The 22,540-nt window shown below is 46.6% G+C and carries 22 protein-coding genes; 9 read left to right on the top strand and 13 right to left on the bottom strand.

Going from position 1 to position 22,540, the window contains the following annotated elements; translation table 11 throughout:
• Nucleotide 1: 1 nt before the first annotated feature.
• The 5 genes from AAW31_RS07620 to AAW31_RS07600 form a co-directional block, all read right to left on the bottom strand.
• A complete protein-coding gene (locus AAW31_RS07620) occupies nucleotides 2-976 on the bottom strand; it encodes a restriction endonuclease subunit S (RefSeq protein WP_082110377.1) in 975 nt (324 codons plus the stop codon).
• Nucleotides 961-1,161, bottom strand: a complete 201-nt coding sequence (locus tag AAW31_RS07615) for a hypothetical protein (RefSeq protein ID WP_046849776.1) — start codon at nucleotides 1,159-1,161, stop codon at nucleotides 961-963. Before AAW31_RS07615 ends, AAW31_RS07620 begins: the two co-directional genes overlap by 16 nt.
• Nucleotides 1,158-1,712, bottom strand: a complete 555-nt coding sequence (locus AAW31_RS21885) for a GIY-YIG nuclease family protein (protein WP_200899748.1) — start codon at nucleotides 1,710-1,712, stop codon at nucleotides 1,158-1,160. Before AAW31_RS21885 ends, AAW31_RS07615 begins: the two co-directional genes overlap by 4 nt.
• An 85-nt stretch (nucleotides 1,713-1,797) precedes the next feature.
• Nucleotides 1,798-3,360, bottom strand: a complete 1,563-nt coding sequence (locus AAW31_RS07605; RefSeq protein WP_082110376.1) for a type I restriction-modification system subunit M — start codon at nucleotides 3,358-3,360, stop codon at nucleotides 1,798-1,800.
• Nucleotides 3,361-3,462: 102 nt separating this feature from the next.
• Nucleotides 3,463-4,569: a CobW family GTP-binding protein gene (locus AAW31_RS07600; RefSeq protein WP_046849775.1), complete on the bottom strand. Its 1,107-nt coding sequence runs from the start codon at nucleotides 4,567-4,569 to the stop codon at nucleotides 3,463-3,465.
• A 257-nt stretch (nucleotides 4,570-4,826) separates the two neighbouring features.
• On the opposite strand from AAW31_RS07600, the gene AAW31_RS07595 reads away from it, so the two are divergent.
• The gene (locus AAW31_RS07595; RefSeq protein ID WP_046851600.1) at nucleotides 4,827-6,140 is read left to right on the top strand and encodes an IS1380 family transposase; all 1,314 of its coding nucleotides are present in this window, start codon (nucleotides 4,827-4,829) and stop codon (nucleotides 6,138-6,140) included.
• 324 nt (nucleotides 6,141-6,464) lie between these two features.
• Nucleotides 6,465-7,019, top strand: coding sequence for a DUF2796 domain-containing protein (locus tag AAW31_RS07590; protein WP_052752139.1), 555 nt, complete (start codon nucleotides 6,465-6,467; stop codon nucleotides 7,017-7,019).
• A 12-nt stretch (nucleotides 7,020-7,031) separates the two neighbouring features.
• Here AAW31_RS07590 and AAW31_RS07585 read toward each other — a convergent pair whose 3' ends face one another.
• Nucleotides 7,032-7,673, bottom strand: coding sequence for a DUF3299 domain-containing protein (locus tag AAW31_RS07585; RefSeq protein WP_052752375.1), 642 nt, complete (start codon nucleotides 7,671-7,673; stop codon nucleotides 7,032-7,034).
• Nucleotides 7,674-7,758: 85 nt separating this feature from the next.
• Here AAW31_RS07585 and AAW31_RS07580 point away from each other — a divergent pair, with 85 nt between their 5' ends.
• The 5 genes from AAW31_RS07580 to AAW31_RS07560 all read left to right on the top strand — a co-directional run bounded on the left by AAW31_RS07580 (nucleotide 7,759) and on the right by AAW31_RS07560 (nucleotide 14,429).
• Nucleotides 7,759-8,499: an ABC transporter ATP-binding protein gene (locus tag AAW31_RS07580; protein ID WP_046849774.1), complete on the top strand. Its 741-nt coding sequence runs from the start codon at nucleotides 7,759-7,761 to the stop codon at nucleotides 8,497-8,499.
• Nucleotides 8,489-9,745 carry an ABC transporter permease gene (locus AAW31_RS07575; RefSeq protein ID WP_046849773.1) on the top strand — a complete coding sequence of 419 codons (1,257 nt, stop codon included), beginning with the start codon at nucleotides 8,489-8,491 and terminating at the stop codon, nucleotides 9,743-9,745. Before AAW31_RS07580 ends, AAW31_RS07575 begins: the two co-directional genes overlap by 11 nt.
• 180 nt (nucleotides 9,746-9,925) lie before the next feature.
• Nucleotides 9,926-10,804: an IS982 family transposase gene (locus AAW31_RS07570; protein ID WP_046848682.1), complete on the top strand. Its 879-nt coding sequence runs from the start codon at nucleotides 9,926-9,928 to the stop codon at nucleotides 10,802-10,804.
• A gap of 167 nt (nucleotides 10,805-10,971) precedes the next feature.
• Nucleotides 10,972-12,489 (top strand): amidase, encoded by a 1,518-nt coding sequence (locus tag AAW31_RS07565; protein WP_046849772.1) that lies wholly within the window; start codon nucleotides 10,972-10,974, stop codon nucleotides 12,487-12,489.
• Nucleotides 12,490-13,112: 623 nt separating this feature from the next.
• Nucleotides 13,113-14,429, top strand: a complete 1,317-nt coding sequence (locus AAW31_RS07560) for an aminotransferase class V-fold PLP-dependent enzyme (protein ID WP_046849771.1) — start codon at nucleotides 13,113-13,115, stop codon at nucleotides 14,427-14,429.
• A gap of 66 nt (nucleotides 14,430-14,495) precedes the next feature.
• Here the strand turns inward: AAW31_RS07560 and AAW31_RS21880 are convergent, their stop codons facing one another.
• On the bottom strand, nucleotides 14,496-14,702 hold the full coding sequence (locus AAW31_RS21880) for a hypothetical protein (protein WP_082110372.1): 207 nt from the start codon (nucleotides 14,700-14,702) through the stop codon (nucleotides 14,496-14,498).
• A 195-nt stretch (nucleotides 14,703-14,897) separates the two neighbouring features.
• Between AAW31_RS21880 and AAW31_RS07555 the strand changes: the two genes are divergently transcribed.
• Complete coding sequence (locus AAW31_RS07555; RefSeq protein ID WP_046849770.1) at nucleotides 14,898-15,281, top strand: VOC family protein; 384 nt, start codon at nucleotides 14,898-14,900, stop codon at nucleotides 15,279-15,281.
• A 45-nt stretch (nucleotides 15,282-15,326) separates the two neighbouring features.
• Here AAW31_RS07555 and AAW31_RS07550 read toward each other — a convergent pair whose 3' ends face one another.
• Nucleotides 15,327-15,644 (bottom strand): DUF190 domain-containing protein, encoded by a 318-nt coding sequence (locus tag AAW31_RS07550; RefSeq protein WP_046849769.1) that lies wholly within the window; start codon nucleotides 15,642-15,644, stop codon nucleotides 15,327-15,329.
• Nucleotides 15,645-15,662: 18 nt separating this feature from the next.
• Nucleotides 15,663-16,046, bottom strand: coding sequence for a fluoride efflux transporter CrcB (crcB, locus tag AAW31_RS07545; RefSeq protein ID WP_046849768.1), 384 nt, complete (start codon nucleotides 16,044-16,046; stop codon nucleotides 15,663-15,665).
• Between the two features lie 154 nt (nucleotides 16,047-16,200).
• On the opposite strand from crcB, the gene AAW31_RS07540 reads away from it, so the two are divergent.
• Nucleotides 16,201-17,961, top strand: coding sequence for an ABC transporter transmembrane domain-containing protein (locus AAW31_RS07540; RefSeq protein ID WP_046849767.1), 1,761 nt, complete (start codon nucleotides 16,201-16,203; stop codon nucleotides 17,959-17,961).
• Nucleotides 17,962-18,013: 52 nt separating this feature from the next.
• On the opposite strand, the gene AAW31_RS07535 is transcribed toward AAW31_RS07540, so the two are convergent.
• From AAW31_RS07535 to gpmA, 4 genes are all read right to left on the bottom strand, one after another.
• Nucleotides 18,014-18,790 carry a HesA/MoeB/ThiF family protein gene (locus AAW31_RS07535; RefSeq protein WP_046849766.1) on the bottom strand — a complete coding sequence of 259 codons (777 nt, stop codon included), beginning with the start codon at nucleotides 18,788-18,790 and terminating at the stop codon, nucleotides 18,014-18,016.
• A 49-nt stretch (nucleotides 18,791-18,839) separates the two neighbouring features.
• Nucleotides 18,840-20,273, bottom strand: a complete 1,434-nt coding sequence (locus AAW31_RS07530) for a S41 family peptidase (protein WP_046849765.1) — start codon at nucleotides 20,271-20,273, stop codon at nucleotides 18,840-18,842.
• Between the two features lie 46 nt (nucleotides 20,274-20,319).
• Nucleotides 20,320-21,582 carry a murein hydrolase activator EnvC family protein gene (locus AAW31_RS07525; protein WP_046849764.1) on the bottom strand — a complete coding sequence of 421 codons (1,263 nt, stop codon included), beginning with the start codon at nucleotides 21,580-21,582 and terminating at the stop codon, nucleotides 20,320-20,322.
• A 62-nt stretch (nucleotides 21,583-21,644) separates the two neighbouring features.
• A complete protein-coding gene (gene gpmA / locus AAW31_RS07520; RefSeq protein ID WP_046849763.1) occupies nucleotides 21,645-22,394 on the bottom strand; it encodes a 2,3-diphosphoglycerate-dependent phosphoglycerate mutase in 750 nt (249 codons plus the stop codon).
• Nucleotides 22,395-22,540: the final 146 nt, after the last annotated feature.

Here is a 22,540-nt window from a genome sequence, read left to right as displayed (position 1 = left end):
GTTACAGCTCGCCGTTGAAAGCGCGGGCTTGCAGGGAAGCGAATAACGCATCCAGCTCGGTCAGGTGGGTGCGTAGGCGGGATTTTTGTTTTCCGACGGATTCGACGATGGCGGCGAAGCGGTGTTGGAGGTCGAGGGGTGGCATTATGATAGGAAGACTACGAAGCTCTTTGACATTGATGTGCTTCGAAGTTGAGCCTGCCATTAGACGAGCCAATCTTTCTGGAGCCAAATCATGAAGCAAAATGTACAGCACAAACTTTGGGCTTAAAATCGACTGATTAGTACGTAATTGGACTAATCTCTGTCCCATACATAGACGCACACCATCATCAACCAAGGCCAGTACGCCAACTGTACCTTCTCTACTCAAAATTATGTCGTCTTTAGAAATCTCACCTCGTTTGGTTCGCTCTGCATAATCTTCCTCAGAAACATATCGTATTTCATCCCAAATCCACTCGCCTTTTCCCAGGTTAGAAGTACGCAAACAAATAACTCCATAATCAGCCCACTTTGGTGTGGAATGAGGGCAGTCAATAATTTTCTCACAGACATCATCAAGAGAAAATTTTTTCCATTTCATAGAATTGGTAACTGGATCACCGAACATTTCCAGAAAGGTAGATTGCAGCAGGGTATCGAGCTGAGCAAGGGATTCTCTGCGCTTGGTTCGCAAGGCATCCGCTGCATCCAGAATCGCTGCGATGCGTTTTTGTTCGGTGAGGGGCGGAATAGGAATTTTAATTTTAAAGACTTCAGCAGGCCGTGCTCTTAATAGGGATCCGCCAACCCCAGAAACAGTTTGCATAAAGGCGGCATGAAACATATCCCCTACCAGAATCCAACGAAGATACTGGGGCCATACCTTCTCGCTCCGGAAGATTATCCATTCTCCCGATGCAATTTGACGATAGCCATTCTTAGGCCCGACGACCCATGCCCTTCGAATATGCGGGACTATTCGTGAAACCATAACATCGTCAGGTTGTACCAGTTTTTAGCTGATCCGATTTCTGACCCAGGAACAGTTTCAGGAGTGCCTTGATCGAATGAAGGAATGCTGTAAAGCTCGAAGACTTCTGATGGAAATTTCTTTGGGTCAACTGAGCCTCCGCCATGGACGGCAATATCGCCAAGAGTTATTGAACCCCAGGTCATCTCAGCAATCCATCCATATTAACCTCCTCGGCTCCGCTCCCTTCGACTCCGCTCAGGGCGCGGGAGAGTGGAGTGGGTGTTGAGTTTTCGGTTGGGGTTGGGGTTGGGGTTTGCGTTGACGCTGGCGAAGGCATAGGCATAGGCATAGGCGTAGACGTTGGCGTTGGCTGAGCGGAGTCGAAGCCGACACCATAGTCGAAGGGAGCGGCCTGCCCTGAGCGGAGTCGAAGGGAATCGAAGCCGATATCAAAACCAAAACCAGGACAATGCGTATCATTCCGACACTCAGCCAGCCGATGTAATGCGTTGGTATCTCCCATGATTAAGTCCTCTTTCTTTTTTCTACTCCAGCCCTGCACCTGTTTTTCATGGCGGGAAGCATCTTCTATTCGTTCACATTCTTCACAATAAACGAGTTCAACAGGCAATCGTTTGATCGTGTGTTTGGCTCCTAGACCGCTTTGGTGTTCAGCAAGCCTTTTTTCCAGGTTCCAGGTACTGCCTGTGTAGTAGCTGCCGTCAGCGCATTTTAGAATATACATGTATGGCATGAGTATTTTTCCTTATTCACTTCCCTTCAATTCCCTTCTGCTTCCTTCGGCTACGCTCAGGGCAAGCCGCTCCCTTCGACTCCGCTCAGGGTGCGGAGAATTGGCGTTGGCGTGGGCTGAGCGAAGTCGAAGCCGACGCCGAAGCCGAAGTTGCAGCCGAATCCGAAGCCAACAATTCCTCCAATTCCTTCCGTCCCTCAGCAATTTCCGTTTCTAATCTCGCCAGCCGTTCGAGAATAACCTGAGGCGGTTCATGCTCCACCGCTTCGTAGGCCACTTCCTTGTAGCGGTTAATGGACAGGTCGTAGTCATTGGCGGCAATTTCAGCTTTGGGCACGAGGAAACTTGAGTCGATACGCTTGCGTTCGCTTTCGGCTGCACGGTTTTGCCAGCGGGCGAGGATGTCGGGCAGGTCGTTCTTGTCCGGCTGGGGTGTGCGCTTGTCGTCGAGCGAATAACCGTCGGCTTGCATATCGTAAAACCAGACATGCTCGGTGCCGCCGGAGTTGGTTTTGGTGAATAACAGGATAGCGGTACTGACACCAGCATAGGGTTTGAATACGCCTGAGGGCATAGAGATGATAGCATCGAGTTTCTGTTCTTCCACCAGTAGTTTGCGCAGGGTTTTATGTGCGGTGCTGGAGCCGAACAGTACGCCGTCGGGCACGATGACAGCCGCGCGGCCGCCGCTTTGCAGCAGACGCAAAAAGAGCGCGAGAAACAGCAATTCGGTTTTTTTGGTTTTGACGATTTGCTGCAAATCCTTGGCGGTGGATGCAAAATCGAGGCTGCCGGCAAAGGGTGGGTTGGCGAGGATCAGGGTATATTTCTCGGCATCTTGCATGTTGGCCTCGGCCAAAGAGTCGCGGTAGCGAATATCCGGGTTTTCTACGCCATGCAGCAACATGTTCATGCTGCCGATGCGCAGCATGGTGCTGTCGAAGTCATAGCCGTGGAAAGTATGGTCATTGAAGCGGCGGCGGGCTGTTTCGTCCTGATAAATAGCGTTGCTATGATGCGTGATCAGGTATTCTGAGGCGGCGATCAGGAAGCCTGCCGAGCCGCAGGCCGGATCGCAGATAATATCCTGCGGCGTCGGTGCTGTCATGTCCACCATCAGCTTGATGATGTGGCGTGGCGTGCGGAACTGGCCGTTCTGGCCAGCGCTGGCGATCTTACTGAGCATATATTCGTACAGATCACCCTTGGTATCCTGGTCAGTCATGTCGATGGCGTCGAGCTGATCAACTACGTTGGCCAGCACCCGTGGAGTAGGCATCATGAACAGGGCATCTTTCATGTGGTGGGTATAGGTACTGTCGCCTTCGCCGTCGGCCTCGCCCTTTTGCCCCAAAGTCTTGATGAACGGAAAAACCTCGTCACGCACGGTGATGAACATCTGCTCAGGCGCAGTATTCTTGAAGCGTGACCAGCGCAGCTTGTCCTGTTCGGGGGTGAAGATGGGCTCTTCGATCGGTTTGCCGAGTCGCGCTGACTTGCGCTCCTGCAAGGTATGCAGCTCATCCAATCGTTTGATGAACAGCAGATAGGTCAACTGCTCGATAACCGACAACGGGTTGGAAATCCCGCCGGACCACATCGTGTTCCAGATGCAGTCGACTTTGGATTTGACTTCACCAGTGATCATTGTTTTCCTTCGTTAAGTGATGTGTTGGGGTTAAGCCATTACTGCGAAAGTAGGGTAGCGCCATTATGCAGTAGAATACGCGCGCTGATGCGCAAACTTTGTTTAGTTGCGATTAGCAACAGGCGTGATGGATTTAAAAATTTTTTCGACTGTTTCCCGTTCGACGTCTCGGGTGATGAAGACAATTTTCGAGCGCCGGTCTTCACTTGTCCAAGCGGGTAAGGGTATCAGCGGGTGGAGGATGTGCTGTACCCCATGCAGCGCCATCGGACCATCGTTGCCTTCGATATTTACGATGCCTTTGATACGCAGGATATTGCTGCCCATGTAAAACAGCAGATCGAGCAAGATCGGGTAGATGTGTTTGCTAACCGGCTGCTCCGTGGTGAAACAGTATGCGCGGATATGATCATCATGACGATTGATGTCATGCAGATGGTCATTATGGCTTTCGTGGGAATGGTGATCCTCAGTATGACCTTGTGCATCATGGCCCGGCTTATGGGTAGCGTCTGCCAAATAAGCTTCTTCCCGAAGCCAGTGCTCCACATCGGGTGTTTTTTCCTGAGTTGAGAACAGCCTCAAATCCAACAATTTTTCTGCTTCAATCTGACCATGTACCACCTGCCAGCGTGTTGCGGCAGGGTTGATGACGTTCAGTCGCTGCAGCAAGCCGGCCTTGTGTTGGGATGTGGCCAGATCAGTCTTGGTCAGCAACAGACAGTCTGCAATCGCAGCTTGTTTGATCGCTTCCTGATACGTGCTCAGAGTATGGTTTCCCGTGGCCATATCGATGGTTGCCACGATCCCATCAAGCCGGTAGTGGTTAGTGATCTTTGGATCAGCCATTAAAGTATGAATAATGGGAGCAGGGTCAGCCAGGCCAGTCGTTTCGATCAGAGTGCGATGGAACTGCCGTTTTCCATTACGGGCGAATCGCCAGGTGAGATCTTGCAGCGTTTTAACAAGATCGCTGCGGATCGTGCAACACAGGCAGCCACTGCCCATCTCCATCACCACGTTATCAGTGCTATGTACGACCATCAAGTGGTCTAATGCAATTTCTCCGAATTCATTGATGATCACCAAAGTATCCGCCATCGCGGCTTGTTGCATGATGTGGTTGAGTATCGTAGTCTTGCCGCTTCCTAAGTAACCGGTCAGCAATGTCACAGGAATCAGCGAAGGGGTGGGAGACGTAAGTGTCATGGTGAATTGTCTTGGTAAAATAAAGCCTGTTACTAGTTTAACACGGCTAAATACGCTGCTATCGAAACACTATCAGCTGTATTGGAGGCATAATATTGATCGTGTTGCACCCAGTTGAGTCGAGCCGCAAACCGCTGTTTGCACTGGCTTTCGGCAGACTCAGGCTAAACCCGAATATTGCACGAAGGGAAGTGGCAATTCCCCATTAAATCTTTATAATTCAGTTACCTATGCTGAATAAAGAAAAGGAATTGCCAGTGACAAAGTGTACCCAGGAATCGTTTAATTTTCCAGAGGTAAAAAAGCGTACTGTTGAAGTGAATTTCCAGGGTGGCGATATTACTTCAGATGGTGGCGTCATGTTATTGCGCCAGGTGGATAAACGCATTGGGTTGAGCAAAGCGGTTGCTCAAGTACTGGACGATAATCGTCGGCAGGCAAGTTGCAGGCATGATAGTTTGACGCTATTGCGCCAACGGATTTATGCGTTGGCATGTGGCTATGAAGACCTCAATGATCATCAGCAATTACGTCATGATTTGGCGATTCAATCAGCGGTTGAACGCGAAGAGGTATTGGCGAGCAGCTCTACCTTATGCCGTTGGGAGAATCGGGCGAATCGGCAAACGGCCTGGCATGTTCATCAAGTAATGGTAGAGCGGTTTATGGCTTCATTTAAACAGCCACCCAAAGAACTGATGCTGGATTTTGATGCCACTGATGATGCGGTTCATGGCAAACAGGAAGGCCGCTTCTTTCATGGTTATTATGATCACTACTGCTTTTTGCCGCTGTATGTGTTCTGCCAGGATCAACTGCTGGTAAGCTACCTGCGGCCAAGCAATATTGATGGGGCAAGACATGCCTGGGCCATTCTGTCGTTGCTGGTAAAACGGTTCAGACAGAGCTGGCCTGCAGTTTGTATCATTTTTCGAGGTGACAGTGGTTTTTGCCGCCGCAGAATGTTGGCATGGTGTGAGCGGCATGAGGTGGGTTATATCGTGGGTATCGCCCAAAACAAGCGGCTGAATGAGATCACTGCGCAATGGCAGCAAGCGGCAGAGAAGCAGTATGTTGAATCAGGTGAGAAAGTACGACGATTTGACGAGTTTCAATATGCTGCAAAAAGCTGGCAGCGGACACGGCGCATCATTGTTAAAATCGAACACACTGACAAAGGCAGTCATCCACGTTATCTCGTCACCAATCTGACCGGTAAACCGCAGCTTCTGTACGATAAGATTTATTGTTTACGCGGTGAAATGGAAAACCGGATCAAGGAACAACAGCTCGATCTGTTTGCAGATCGCACCAGTTGCCATCGGTGGTGGTCAAATCAATTTCGTCTACTCCTGTCCTCGCTGGCTTACATTTTGCTGGAAACCATACGGCGACTTGCCTTGCAAGGTACAGAACTGGCTCAGGCCTATGTGAGCACATTACGCCTCAAACTGATCAAAATAGGTGCCGTCATGCTACGTAATACCCGCCGTATTCGCTTTTTACTGGCAAGTAGCTGTCCCTACCAAAAACTGTTCTTCCAAACCGCAGCCAGACTTGCTCCTGGGTAAGTCATTCCCAGGATTATGAAGCGCCATTTACCGCATAAAATAGCAATGGGGTGAATGGGCTACGCCTGTCAACAAAGAAAAACCTCTTTTTTGTCATAATTTCCGACAAAATCCTCAGAAAAACGCATTCCATCACAACAAATTTTGAATAGAGATCTGATTTATCCAATTGTAAAATGAGTTTCTGGCAAATTCGCTCTTATTTTTGATGCTTGTGCAATATTCGGGTAAACGGTAAATTTGAAATATTTTACTGAAACGATCTATTAGAATAATGAGCAAATTTCCATGCTGGTAAAAGTTTACAGAAGGAGAGTGATGGTAATGAAACAAGGCTTAATCAGCTGGCTATTGATCTTGCTGGGGAACAGTGCCCCTGTTTTTTCATCAGGGACACCACTCACGCATGGTGCACACGTCCATGGTGAGGCTGTAATGAATATTGTGCTTGATGGCAATTCATTATTTATTGAACTTGACTCGCCCGTAATCAACTTGGTCGGGTTCGAACATGCACCCAATAATGAGGAACAAGTATCAGCCTTATTAAAAGCAGAGCAAACATTGGCATCGTCAGATCGTCTGTTTCATTTTGTAACCACTAAATGCTCATTAGAAAATGTGGAAATTGAAATGCCTTATAGCAAAAACCATGCGGACAAAAATCATCCGCATCCTCCTGAAATGCATCATGAGCACGCTGATCTCCATGCTAACTATGTGTTCCAGTGCGAGCAGGCTAAAGATTTAACAGCCATTTCGGTCAATCTATTTTCGCTTTTTCCGGATCTCCAGGAAATCAAAGCGCAATGGATTTTCCAGGGTAAGCAAGGTGCTGCTTCCTTGACAGCAAGCCACCCCACGCTAAGCGTTAACTAAACAACTCCGAGTTTATTCAGCGTATGTTTCCACTTCTGCGACTTCTATCGCATAAGCAGAGGTGGCGACATCGTTCTCAGTCAGCGTTGTTTTCAAAAGACCTGTCACCCACACTGGCTCATGCAAAGCCTCAAGCTTTAACCCTTTATCATAGATCCCATAAATAATTTGATTAGGCGGGGGCGGGGGCACATGAATGCATGCGCCGAAAAACGGTACTAGAAAGAAGCGCGTAATAGTTTGTTTTTCACCGAACTCCAGCGGTACGATAAAACCTGGTAATCTTATTCGTTGATGATCAAATTCCGGCATGATCCGTGTCGATGAAAGCGCTTGCATGTAGCGATCATCACTGGCTTGAGCCATCGCCAGTATGAATTGATTGCTTAACATATCTTCCTCAGAACCATCTTCTATCTCATCCAGATAAGCCGGCGGATTCAACAAGGCATCGAGATCATCCTGCGGCATCAGATCGGTCCATTGGATGGTTTGATAAGGTGCGTCTTTAACTGCCTGTTGATGAGCGAGCGTTTGATTACCTGATACCGCATCTGAGCTCACATCAGGCTCACTCTGAGAACAGGCGATGAGCAATACAGCCAGGAGGCTGATGAATTTAGTTGGTTTATTGATCAAGAAACTGGTTTTCATAATAAGTAGCATAGACATCATTAAATTAAAGCCATATTACAATATAGTACATTTGATCTAGAGTAAAACTGTCAAGGAGGCTTTCTTGTACTCAGACTCTCCGGAAAATTCTACGGCACGGGTCCCAGACCCAGTATCGTTCGTAATAAAAATTAGCGATTTGCATTTCTCCTACCCCGGAAAAAGACAGCCCACTGTGCTAAATATTCCTGCATGGCAGGTAGCGAGAGGCGACCGGGTATTTCTTAAAGGACCCTCGGGTTCAGGAAAATCAACCCTGCTGAATTTGCTGGCTGGCATCCTGGTTGCCAATCAAGGCCGTATCGAAATCCTTGGTCAGGACATCGCAGCATTATCCGCTCATAAACGGGATCGCTTCAGAGCGGCGCATATTGGCATCGTGTTCCAGCAATTCAACCTCATTCCTTATTTGAGCGTGCTGGATAATATCCGATTAGCGGCCCATTTCGGCAAAAAGCATATAACGGGTCTCGATTTAATGGCGAAGCAGCTGTTCGAGGCACTTGGGCTGGATCACACACTGATCACAAAAAAAGCAAGCAATCTCAGTGTAGGTCAGCAACAACGCGTCGCCATTGCGCGCGCGCTGATCAATGCTCCGGAAATTTTGATCGTGGATGAACCGACTTCCGCTTTGGATAGCGATATACGGGATGCTTTTATGAAAATCCTGATGGAAATCGGCCAAATACAAGGTAATACGCTAATTTTTGTCAGTCATGACACAGCCTTGACACCTCATTTTCATCATGTCGTTAACCTGGCAGAAATCAATCTAGCAGGAGGGAACCAGTATGTTTCTTAAGGTCGCCTGGCATAGCCTGCTCAATCGCAAATATACCGTGTTACTCACCTTGATTTCGGTAGCCATCAGCACTTTTGTTTTGCTCGGGGTAGAGCACATCCGCCACGAAGCAAAAGAAAGTTTCAGCAAAACAGTCTCGGGTGTCGATTTGATTGTGGGCGCCCGTACCGGGCAGTTAAATTTGTTGCTGTACTCTGTTTTCCGCATGGGCAATGCGACCAATAATATCTCATGGGAAAGTTATCGTGAGATTGCCACCGACCCCAAAGTTGCCTGGACGATTCCGATTTCATTAGGTGACTCCCATCGCGGCTATCGGGTAATGGGCACGACACAAGATTATTTTACGCACTTTCGTTTTGGTCAGAATACATCGTTATCCTTTGCGCAAGGCGGCCCTTTTGTGCAGCTATTCGATGTGGTGCTCGGCGCCGAAGTCGCCAGAAAACTCGGTTATCGCCTGAATGAGCGTATTGTCTTGACGCATGGTCTTGGGCATACCAGTTTCAGTAAGCATGATGACAAACCTTTTCGCGTCACCGGGATTTTACGGCCGACCGGGACACCCGTTGATCAAGCGCTATACATTAGCCTGCAAGGAATGGAGGTCATCCACTTGGACTGGAAAGATGGTGTAAAAATTCCAGGTAAGCAAACTTCTGCTCATGAGCTAGCTGCACTCGATTTGACCACCCACAGTATTACAGCTTTCCTGGTCGGTCTTAAATCAAAAATAGCCACGTTTCATGTTCAACGCCAAGTCAATCACTATCAAAAAGAACCATTGCTGGCCATCTTACCTGGCATTGCACTTACTGAACTATGGCACATGATGCAGGTGATGGAAAACACCCTCAGATTGATCTCTATCTTGGTTTTATTTTCCTCGTTATTAGGCTTAAGCACCATGCTGCTTGCCTCGATTCGCGAAAGACAGCGCGAGATTGCGATCATGCGCGCTATCGGCGCCAGCCCTTTTTTCGTGTTTCTAACCATTCAAACCGAAGCCCTACTGATTTCCTTAACCGGAATAATGGCTGCGATTTTTGCGCTAGTGATAGGGATATTCTTTGCTCAGCCGTTTCTCGCAGATAATTATGGCATTTTCATCAATCACTTTGCTATCAATAGTCAGATGCTCGGTATGTTGGGAGTCATCGTTATGGGCACCTTGCTGCTGGGACTCATTCCCGCACTCAGTGCCTACCGCTTCTCCCTGCACCATGGGCTTGGGATGAAAAGCTAGAAAAGGAACTGAAGCAATAGTCTTGCTGTCGAAAGGCGGCATCTTCTGGATTCATGTTATCGCAGGACAGCCATTATGTTAACGTGAGTTCGACATAAGAAAAGCTGTAAAAGAAACCTGAATTCCTTATGATGAAATGGTTTTGCAAAAGAATTTCATCATGAGAGGAGTCAGATTTCCATGGATACTACAACGATTTTTTGTGAGAGTGACGAATTTTGTAAAGAGTTTGAGCCGCAATGGGAGCAGCACTTATTAGAGTCATCGCTGAAACAGCGTCGGCGGCAAGGAGCGCTGTGTCTAAGCGAAATCATGACCATCATGGTCGGGTTTCATCTATCCGGGTACCGGACGTTTAAACACTATTACCTGAATTACGTGTTGAGGTATCAGCGCGATTATTTTCCAGGGTTGGTGAGTTACCACCGCTTTGTGGAGCTGTTGCAAGGTAGCCTGGTGCCTTTGTGCTGTTTTCTGACCAGTCGCTTTGGGCAATGTAGTGGGATCAGTTTCATTGATTCGACTAAGATTAGTGTGTGCCATAATCGCCGTATTGGGTCTCATCAAGTAATGGCAGGGTTTGCTGCCCGGGGAAAGGCCAGCATGGGTTGGTTTTATGGATTCAAGCTGCACCTGGTCATTAATGACCAGGGAGAATTGCCAGGGGTAAAAATAACGGCGGGCAATGTGGATGACCGTGACCCGGTACCAGAGGTGACGCGCTCCTTGTTTGGCAAACTCTTCGGTGACCGGGGCTACATTTCGCAATCACTCTTTGAGCAACTCCGCGAGCAAGGCGTGCAGCTCATCACCAAAGTACGCAAGAACATGAAAAACAAGCTGTTGCCGTTGTTTGACAAGCTGCTGCTACGTAAACGTTCGATCATTGAGAGCGTCAATGACCCATTGAAGAATATCTCGCAAATCGAGCACTCCCGCCATCGCAGCCCAGTTAACTTTTTTGTTAATCTGATAGCCGGATTGGTGGCTTACACCTTTCGCGAGAAGAAACCCTCACTTAATATCAGGCTCCCTCAAGCTCTTCCAGTCGTGATTTGATGATTCTTATGTCGAACTCACGTTAATATAGATCGAGTAGGAGAGCAGAAAAATGAATTTCTGGCATTTGGCTACCTCAGAAGAGAGGAGCCATCAATTTTGCTTCTTGATCAATCGGTAACGTTTACTGAACTCGTCACTTCATCAAAGCGAATGAGGAGATAATCATGGCTGTTCCCTTACCCACTACAGATCAGATTCGTGAGGCTGCAAAAGAAGTAGGTGTTTCTCTGACAGATGAGGATGTTAGGTCCTACAGAGCACTGATTGCGCCCCACATTAACGCTTATAATCTGGTTGATGCCCTGCCTGATGATTTACCAATCATACAATACCCTCGTACTTCCGGACATGCTCCATCAGTAGAAGAAAATTCTCATAATGCCTGGTATGTTAAGACCTCCATTAAAGGTGCATCCACTGGTCCTTTAAAAGGTAAAAGAATCGCAATCAAGGATAATGTCATGGTGGCTGGCGTGCCCATGATGAATGGCAGTTCCATTCTCGAAGGTTATATACCAGATGTTGATGCAACGGTCGTTACCCGATTGCTCGATGCTGGTGCTGAGATCATAGGTAAAACGCATTGTGAGTCTTACTGCATTTCTGGTGGAAGCCATACGTGTGCCAAGGGGCCAGTCCATAATCCGCATAAGAAGGGGTATTCCGCTGGCGGTTCTTCTTCCGGCAGTGCAGTAGTCGTGGCGCTAGGAGAAGCTGATATGGCAATCGGTGGAGACCAGGGCGGCTCAATCCGTATGCCCTCTTCCTGGTCAGGCATTTACGGTATGAAACCAACCTATGGTCTCGTGCCTTATACCGGTATCATGCCGATTGAGATTTTCGTCGATCATACCGGTCCGATGACAGCAAACGTGGCGGATAATGCACTGATGCTGGAGGTAATCGCCGGTGTAGATGGTTACGACTCCCGCCAGCCTGGTACAGCAGCAAAGGTCAAGTATTCACAGAGACTTGATGGCGGCGTCAAAGGCATGAAAATTGCCATGGTAAAGGAAGGATTTGCTCGGCCGGAATCAGAAGCAGCATCGGATGCGAAAGTGAAAAAAGCTGCTGAATGGTTGCAAAAACTTGGCGCCCAGATAGATGAAGTATCGATTCCTTGCCATCTGATTGCACCCGCAATATGGACACCCATTGGTGTGGAAGGGATTACGCAGACTATGATGTTTGGCAATGGTTATGGTCTGTCACGCTCTGACTTGTACATCACCAGCTTAATCAGTAAATTACATGGTTGGCAGCGACGCGCTGACGAATTGTCCGAAACCACCAAATTATTCACTGTGCTTGGTAGTTATATTAAGAAATATCATGGCACGTATTACTATGGTAAAGCGATTAACCTGACGCGCCGACTAACGGCTGCTTATAATGCTGTATTGAATGAGTATGATTTGCTGCTGATGCCAACTATGCCCATGAAAGCAACCAAACTGCCAACTGCTGAAGCGAGCAGGGAAGAATATGTGGCCAGAGCCATAGAGCAGATCGGCAATACCTGCCCCTTTAATATTAGCCATCATCCAGCGATGAGCATACCGTGCGGCATAGTGGAGGGGCTACCCATCGGCATGATGTTAGTTGGAAAACATTTTGACGAAGTAACAATTTATCAAGCGGCTTATGCATTCGAACAAGCTACAGACTGGAAAGAAATGTAATGATTTGTTAAAGCTACTTTCTCGATAAGTTGTCACCTGCTCTGACGCAGGTTTATGCGTATGAGTCACCCGACATCGCTGTTCGTATTGCTTTGCCGAACGCGAGAAATGCAATTTATGGGTGGGCCTGATTTATAAGGATAAAAATTGTATGCACATGCATTATTGCCCGCCTATTTATTATTCCCTAGCATCAAGGTGTAATTCCATTTTCAAATCAAAAATGACGCGAAGGTGAGCCGCAGACAGTATAAATAATACGGCAAGGTGAAGCCGACAAAGTCAGTTTTGATTTAGAAAAGGAATAACTAGCTGGACTAGTATGGTTCAGCCAATAGCAGCACACGGCAATTATATAGGTGACGGGATTGATTTTTATAGCCTTACTGCTGTGATAGAAATGAGATGGCTAAGCACTATCAGCAATGGCACCGCATCAGGAAAATGAGCGGCTAGGCTGCAAGGTAGCAATAAATCTACCGCTCTTTGTGGCAACCAGTACGAAGTCGCCAAACAAGTGTCGAGGCCGTCAACAAGATACCGTGCTTCTCATCCACCCCTCGATGGGGTCACATAGGCCAGCATCAGGATTGCGGTAAATAGGTAAATAGGGAGGAAAGATAATGTCTGTGACGCGCCGTGAATTTTTGTTAAGTGCCACATGGACTGCCGTTGCCAGCGCTGCACTGCCGCTGGCTGCAACAGGAAATAACCACGCGGCCAGTGCATTTGATTCTCTTGATTGGGCCTCCGTGCGTGCGCAATTCAACTTATCCCCTGACTACATTCATCTGGCCAGCTTCTACATTGCATCGCATCCGCGGCCAGTACGCGAAGCCATCGATAAATACCGCAAAGCGATAGACGAAAATCCGTACTTGGTTGTCAAGCAAGGAAGATTTGAGATAGCCACACGGATTTGTGAAGCAGCAGCTGCGTACTCGGGCGGCAAGGCGAATGAATATGCTATTACGCCGAATACCACCACCGGTCTTGCGCTGATTTATAACGGGCTGCTGCTCAAGCGTGGACAGGAAATTCTCACCACAGTGCATGACCATTACGCACACCACGAATCTATCCGTTTTGCTGCAGAAAAGAACGGCACCTCCTGGCGGCGTATTGCATTGTACGGGCAATCCTCTACCGCAACGGAGGATGAGATCATCGGACGTCTGGTGAAAGCCATTCAACCCAATACTCGCGTGGTTGGCATTACCTGGGTGCATTCCCGCAGTGGCATACGCTTGCCGGTGCATAAGATAGCAGATGCGCTTGGAGAAATAAATCGCCACCGTGATAATAGTGACCGTATCTTGTTAGTAGTTGATGGCGTGCATGGCTATGGCGCGGTAGATGAATCCCTGCCGGAGCTGGGCTGTGATTTTTTGGCAGCCGGCACGCACAAATGGCTATTCGCGCCACGCGGTACCGGCATCGTCTGGGCACGTGATGCCGCTTGGGCCCAAATCCGCCCGACTATACCAAGCTTTATCAGCCACGAGCTCATCGAAGCATGGCTGAAGGGTGAGGTGCTGAAGGGCCCTACCCGGGCGGACTGGGTTTCACCTGGTGAATTTTTTGCTTATGAACATCAGTGGGCGATGGCGGATGCCTTCCAATTTCACAAGACTATCAGCCGTGCACGTATTGCTGCGCGCATTGCTGATCTCAACAGCTTATGCAGGGAAGGGCTGGCGAAGATCCCGCGTGTGACGTTGCATACGCCACGCGATAACCAGCTTGCCGCTGGCATTATCTGCTTTGAGGTCGCTGGCATGACACCGGAAGCAGTAGTCGACAAATTGCTTGAACGACATATTATTGCAAGCGTAACGCCGTACGCCAAGCCGTATGCCCGAATTGCGTTTGGCATCATGAATACCCCTAAGGAAGTAACAGTTGTTTTACAAGCGATTGCAGATTTGAGCGGCAAATGATGGCGTTCGCTACCATCTCCTACTTGTGACCAATGAGAGATAGAGGAATGCTGTAAAAGTACTGCGTTAATGCCAGAGTCCAGTATTGCTAAACAGTCTCTGTGCTACCAAGCACAATCTAAAATCCGGATGCCTCAGCGATTGACCGACAGGTACATCATGCCAACATAAATAATCATCCTCCAGTTTTGCTTCCAGGCGTTGAGCGAAACGTCTTTCACCGGCAGTCATGCGCGAAACGCAGATTGAGTAGCTGGGAATTAAAGTAGTCATTTTTTGTTAAGAAATTACAGATCGCTTGTTAGTGCCCAGGAATTTTAATTTATGAGGAAAAATTACCAATAATTGGATATTGCTGTCCAAGTGATAATGGCTTCTTTCACTGTTCATTCATAGTGATGATATTCTAAAATAGAAATTCCACTCTTGAAGATTTTCAGGTTAAATCTCTTGCAAAAGGAGCGAATTATGACCATTACCCTTAATCATACGATTGTGCCGTGCTTTGATAAGCAAGCGTCCGCAGAGCTTTATTGCAGATTATTTGGTTTTGAATACTTGGGTAAATTCTCCCACTTTATTGTGGTGCGGGTGAACGATACGCTATGCCTGGATTTTGATAACAAGGAAAAATTTGAATCGCACCATTATGCATTTAAAGTTTCCGAGCAGGAGTTTGACGAAATCTTTGCGCGCTTGCAGGCAGAGAAGCTTAAATATGGCAGTGGTCCTACTGAGGCAGAAAATATGACGATTAATCATAATTATGGAGGGCGTGGAGTTTATTTCCGTGATCCAAATGGACATCTGTTGGAACTGCTTACGGCAGATTATGAAATGCCTCCACAATAACTTACTTCCAGGTGGAGTTGTCACACCAGAGTGAAAATGAGCTGTTTAGTGTTCTTCGCTCATACCATATTCTATGGGTGTTTTGATGAAGAAGATATTGATTCCTTCTTCGTGTAGTCGGTTAAATATGCGTTTGGCGTCAGCTTCACTCAGCGCCATCATTACTTCTATGGGCTGATCATTCAGCTCGAAAAAATGTGCTGCATGTAGTTTGCCATCATGACCGTAACCTTGGGTTGCAGCCATTAATGTGGCACCTCTGATACCGAGTCTGCGCGATTCTTGTAATAACCATTCACCCAAGGGTAAGCCATCATGTTGACGGGCTTGTTGGGTAAAAAAAGTCAATTGATAACCATGCATAATCTTTCTTCCTTGAATTTAGGCGCTCCTGAAAAGCGAAATTGTTGCTAACCCGAGCATTGTCATCAACAATGATCCTATCACATGTAGACTGATAGCACCGGCTGCTAAAAATAGTCGTTCTTGTTGAATGAGCGTGATAATTTCTGCCGAGAAGGTAGAGAAAGTCGTGAGTCCACCGAGGAAGCCAGTAATAATAAATAAACGCCACTGGGGGGCAAGCTCAGGGTGATTGGCAAATAGGGCAATTGCTATACCTATCAAATAGCTGCCAATGAGATTGGCGATGAGCGTTCCTGGCGGAATGGCTGGAAATAGCGCGTTGAGCGTGCTTCCAAGGAGCCACCGTAGGAGAGCGCCTAACGATGCACCGATGCAAATGGCGAGTATGGAATGAAACATATAGTTCTATGATTCAGGATAATGATTAGCTTACTAAAGTTGATAGCTGATATGTTATGCAACAAATTAAATTGATTCAGTGCTTTCGTCAGAACGATTTTATTTGTGTTATCCAAAACCGGTAGGTCTACATTTTTGTTACAGATTACCTCAAATGAATAATTTATTGCGTGTGTTCCACGATCGCTGGCAGAAGGCCAGAATGGTGGTAGCGTTTGTTGCGCCCTACAAAAAGCAGGTCGCTTTCAGCCTCGTGGCGCTGCTGTTTACTGCAACGATCATGCTTTCCATCGGGCAGGGCATCCGCCTGATGATTGATCGTGGTCTGGCTACCCAATCAGTTGAGCTGCTGACGCAGTATATGCTTATTTTCATATTGCTGATTATCTCGTTGGCGCTAGGTACCTTTACGCGCTTTTACTGGGTGACTTGGCTGGGCGAGCGTGTGGTAGCGGATATCCGCTGCAAAGTATTCGATCATTTAATCCATCTGCACCCTGGTTTTTTTGAAAATAACCGCAGTCTCGAAATTCAATCACGCTTGACTGCAGATATGACGTTACTGCAAACCGTGGTTGGTTCATCTGTTTCAGTTGCTTTGCGTAATCTGGTAATGCTGCTGGGAGGGGTGGTCTGGTTATTTATAACTAATGCCAAGTTGACAGCACTGGTGTTAGTCAGCGTGCCGTTGGTGGTAGCGCCTATTCTGGTGTTTGGGCACAGGGTACGGCGTCTGTCCCGTCAGAGCCAGGACAAAGTAGCAGCAGTAGGTGCTTATATCGGCGAGATACTGGGGCAGATAAAGACTGTGCAAGCTTACAACCATCAGGAGATCGATAAGATCAATTTTCATCGGCATGTGGAGGATGCTTTTGCCATAGCCAAGCAACGAACCATTCAACGCGCATGGTTAATCACCGCGGTGATTATCCTGGTGTTTGGCGCAGTGGGTCTGGTTCTTTGGGTGGGAGGTATGGATGTGATTGCAGGGCAGATTAGTGGAGGTGAATTGGCAGCATTTGTTTTTTACAGTGTTATCGTAGGTTCTGCGGTGGGTTCGATTTCGGAAGTTTTGGGAGAACTGCAACGTGCTGCAGGTGCCGCTGAGCGTACTGTTGAGTTATTATCTGCTCCCAGCCAGATCGTATCGCCTGCTCATCCCAAATCCTTGCTGAACGTATCGGGTCATATCGAAATAGAGCAATTGTGTTTTGCTTATCCCTCGCGTCCTGATGTGCTTGCCCTCAATAAATTGTCATTGACTATTAAACCCGGCGAGATGCTGGCGCTGGTCGGGCCATCAGGTGCTGGAAAATCGACCTTGCTGGATTTGCTATTACGTTTTTATGATCCGCAATTTGGTTGCATCAAGCTGGAAGGGATCGATATCCGGCGATTGGAAATAACAGCGTTACGAGCAAGTTTTGCATTAGTGTCACAAAACCCGATCTTATTTTATGGCACCATCAGCGATAATCTTCGTTATGCCCGCCAGGATGCAACGGATGCAGAGGTAGAAATAGCTGCCAAAGCAGCCTACGCACATGAGTTTATCGTTAATCTGCCGCGAGGTTATCAAACGCATCTGGGTGACGCAGGTTTAGGATTGTCAGGTGGGCAGAAACAGCGGATTGCGATTGCTCGCGCCATTTTAGCTAATGCAGCGATTTTATTGTTGGACGAAGCGACCAGTGCATTGGATGCAGAAAGCGAATATTGGGTAAAGCAAGCGCTATCTCAGTTGATGGCACATCGTACTACGATAGCGATTGCGCATCGCTTGAGTACAGTCAAATCAGCGGATAGGATCGCAGTACTTAATCATGGGCGTGTAGAAGCACTCGGTACGCACGCAGAATTGATGGCGACCAGTGAGCTTTATGCACGATTGGCAGCGCTGCAGTTTGAAACTTAATGAACGAACTTAATGGATGAGTAAGATAGTAGCATACACAGTAAGCTAGAGTTTATCCACCGTCGTTGCTCGCCCTTGCTGAGCTGGAACTACAAGCTTCGCAGGCAGGATCTTTTTTTAAATTGATGGTTCGCCATTTCATTGTCAGCCCATCGAGTAAAAGTAAACGTCCGTTGAGTGTTTCGCCAATGCCCAGCAAAACTTTGATCGTTTCCGCTGCTTGAGTACAGCCGATGATCCCGGCTAAAGGTGCAAATACTCCCATCACCGCACAATTGGGATCATTATCTTCGCCAGAAAGAGGAAAAAGACAATGGTAACAGGGATTGTCGGCAGAACGCAGATCAAATACAGAAACCTGTCCATCAAAGCGCACAACGGCCCCTGAGATCAGAGGTTTTTTCTGAATAATACAAGCCTGGTTGATGGCATGACGAGTAGCAAAATTATCGCTGGCATCAACTACTGCATCAGCGGAAGAAAGCAGATGCACCAGCATTTCTTCTGTTGCCGGTTCTTGCAAAGTCATAATTTCGACTTCTGGATTGATATGATTAAGCGTTCTTCGAGCAGAAGCGGTTTTAGGTTCACCAATCGCGTCAGTATTGTGGATAATTTGCCTTTGCAAATTAGTTAAGTCGACGTTATCTTTATCACAGATAATGATTTTGCCAATACCACTAGCAGCCAGATAAAGCGCAGCGGGGGAACCGAGTCCCCCCGCCCCAACGATCAGTATGCATGATTGCGTTAGCTTTTCTTGTCCCCTTACATCAATTTGGGGCAGCAAAATATGGCGGCTATAACGCAATAGCTGACTGTCATTCACAATCCTTCCGCCTCATCTTTCAGCTATTGCATTACTGAGTACTTAGAAATCAGCTACTTTTTTTCGCTGTTTTTGTAGATTTTCTTTTTGCATCGGCATCCATTCCTTTCAGATGCTTAATCGCTTTGGTAAGCAGCAAATCATCATTAGAACCAAACTCTAAAGGAGTTTTTCTCTTGGAGCTGGATTTTTTGCTTTTAGGCTTATCATCCGATTCATTCGCTTTTTGTGAGTCTGTAGCATCAATTTTTAAGACTTCATCCACTTTGTTGCTACGCAGATGCCGGCTAAGATCTGATTCACGCAATTGCCGGGAGGCGTCATCCGTTTCATCGATGATATCCGGTGTGATGCCCTTAGCCTGAATGGACTGGCCGTTAGGTGTATAGTAGCGGGCTGTAGTCAACTTGATCGCAGTATTGTTGCCAAGTGGAAGAATAGTTTGCACTGAGCCTTTGCCAAATGTTTGGGTGCCCATCACGATGGAGCGCTTGTGATCCTGTAGCGCACCTGCAACAATTTCAGAGGCGGAAGCTGAGCCCCCGTTGACAAGTGTAACCATGGGGACTGTCTTAATTTCCGATGGTAATCCTGCTATAAAATCTTTACCTGGTCCACGCAGATAATATTCAGGATTAGCCATGAGCCGCATTTTTGCATCACTTGTACGCCCCTCTGTATAGACAATGAGTGCATTAGCAGGAAGAAATGCTGCTGACACTGCTACAGCACTGTTGAGTAATCCGCCGGGGTCGTTTCTTAAATCAAGTACCAGCCCTTTCATCGGAGTTTTACTTTCCTTAAATAGCTTTTCAATTGCCTGGGCCAAATTTTCACCTGTCTGTTCCTGGAACTGCGTGACGCGCAAATAGCCATAGCCAGGTTCAACTAATTTGGCTTTGACACTTTCGATTTTGATAATAGCACGCATTAATGTAAATTCCAGTGGCTCGCCTTCGCCTTCCCGAGCGATAGTCAGTGTAATCGAAGTGTTAGGTTTACCTCGCATGAGCTTGATGGCCTCATTAAGGGTCATGCCTTTTACTGCGGTATCATCCAGTTTGATAATCAAATCGCCTGTTTTGATACCTGCCCGAAATGCTGGCGTGTCCTCAATAGGTGAAATGACTTTAACCAACCCATCTTCCATGGTCACTTGGATGCCGAGTCCACCAAATTCGCCTTGTGTGCCGATTTGCAATTCTTTATATTCTTCACTATCCAAATAGGCGGAGTGTGGATCCAAGCCAACCAGCATGCCGTTGATGGCTTCAGTAATAAGTTTCTTATCATCAACCGGTTCAACATAGTCGCTTTTAATACGACCAAACACCTGGGTAAAGGCTCGTAACTCTTCGATTGGGAGAGGAGGCAATTCCGCTTTGAGTGCTTTATCAGCAACAGCGGAAAAGTTGAGACTGATCATCACTCCGGCAGCAACTCCAGAGAGGATTAAACTGAGTTTTTTAATAAAATTATGCATCACGTATTCTCCGCGCCTATCAACTTTACTATTTTTACCATAAATTTCATTCTATTATCATCCAAATTAATGGGTCAAATGGTTTACCCTGGTGTCGCAATTCAAAGTATAAACCTGATTCACGATGGCCACCGCTGTTTCCTACAGTCGCTATCGTATCGCCACTTCGAACTCGATCGCCAACACGTTTGTAGATGGCTTCATTGTAGCCATAAAGACTCATATAATTGTTGCCATGATCTAAAATCATAAGATTTCCAAATCCACGCAACCAATCGGCAAATACAACTTGTCCGCTTGCTATTGCCTTTACTTCATTACCGTTTTGAGAGCGAATAAATAATCCTTTCCATTTAATTCCTCCCTCCTGCCGTGGACTGTCAAAACGGTTGACAAGTTCCCCTCGTACTGGTAATCGCAGTTGGCCTTTGAGTAATTCAAATGAACGCCCGCTTGCAGAAGAATCCGGAAGCAAGTTGTTATGATGTGATGGTTGAGTAAATTTATCTGTGGCAGGGGGGGGAGATTTTTGGGGGACAGGCTTTTTGGGTGTAGGTTTTTTTTGGCTAAGCAGTCTATTGATTTCTTCTACGAGCTTAGACAGTCGCTGCTCATCGCTTTTAAGCTTGGTAATTTCTCGCTGTTGCTGGATAATTTCTTCAGAAAGATTTGCAAGAATTTCTTCGCGCTTTAGCTTTTCTTGTTCAAGTTGCTGTTTTTTTTTAGTTTGCTCAGATTGAATTTTTACAATTTCCTCTCTTTTTGTGTGGCTCTCGCGAGTTAACAGGTCTAATTGTTCAAGCTGGGCACGTAAGGTATTGATATTTTCGGAGCGTGCTCGCTTGAGGTGTCCATAATAATGAAGATTGCGAGCTATTTGATTGGGATCTTGCTGTTTGAGCAGTAACTGCATGTAATCTTGCTGCCCATTTATGTATTGATAGTAAAGCATCTTACCAAGCTGCTCTTGCTGCATTTTAATTTTACTTTGAATTTGTTTAGATTGCTCCGATAATTGATCAAGACTAATATTGGCGTCGATCAATTGTTGAGCAAGTGTGATTAATATTCGATTGATTTTGCTAATAGCGCGTTCTGATTCGCGTAAGCTATCTGCTGCTTCAGTTTTAGATGTTTCCTTGCTTGCCAGCTCTTTCTGTAACGCTTTAATACGATTTTTTAACTGTTTTAAGTCTTTACTGGCTGGGGGATTGGCATAAAGCTGGCCAGCACATATGAGAGCTAATAAAAAGAAAGCTAAAAAAAACGTTATGATTTTGCGCAGTGTATCATTTCCACGGGAATACATGATTTATTTCAGATATATCATGCACAAGGTTTATAGGCGCGCGTTTTTGCAGATAGGTCAGATTAAGCATTCGCTTTGGCCTGGTTTGCTACATCTGACATGGCTTTTTCAATTTCAGCTAAGTTGCCGAGATAGTAATTGCGCAAAGGTTTTAAATTATCGTCGAGCTCATATACCAGAGGAATGCCAGTAGGAATGTTATAGTTAAGAATATCCTGATCTGAAATATTATCTAGATATTTAATGAGTGCGCGCAGGGAATTACCATGCGCTACGATAATTGCCTGTTGTCCTGCGCTGACTTGTGGCGCAATCGTTTGGATCCAGTAGGGTAAAAATCGAGTGGTGGTATCTTGGAGGCTCTCAGTCAGAGGAATATCCTGCTTGGACATATTGCTATAGCGAACATCAAAACCCGGGTAGCGCTTGTCATCCATTGTAAGGGCTGGAGGTTGAATATCGTAGCCACGTCGCCATAGCAAGACTTGTTTTTCGCCATAGTGGGCAGCTGTTTCTGCTTTATTCAATCCTTGTAATGCGCCGTAATGCCGTTCATTCAGTCGCCAGCTAAGATTAATTGGGACCCACATCTGATCCATTTGATCAAGCGTGATCCAGAGTGTGCGAATGGCACGCTTTAACACTGAGGTATAAGCAACATCAAAGGTAAATCCACTATCTCGTAGAAGCTGACCAGCAGATTTGGCTTCTTCCTGTCCTTTTGGTGTTAAATCTACGTCTGTCCAGCCAGTAAAACGATTTTCTTTATTCCAAGTGCTTTCTCCATGCCGCAGGAGAACGAGTTTTTTCATGTTGACCTTCAAAAGAAGAAGCTAATAGTTGATAAAAGCGAAGTTTGTAAAAGTGGTTAAGATATTAGAATTTTATTATATTTTGACAAAGAACGCAGCATATTGCAGTGATCTTCGTTGTTTTTTTGTAATTGGGCGATAAAAAA

Source organism: Nitrosomonas communis (assembly GCF_001007935.1).
Lineage (GTDB): Bacteria > Pseudomonadota > Gammaproteobacteria > Burkholderiales > Nitrosomonadaceae > Nitrosomonas > Nitrosomonas communis.
The sequence above is the reverse complement of the archived record's forward strand: the minus strand, read 5'-3'. Positions and strand labels throughout refer to the sequence as shown.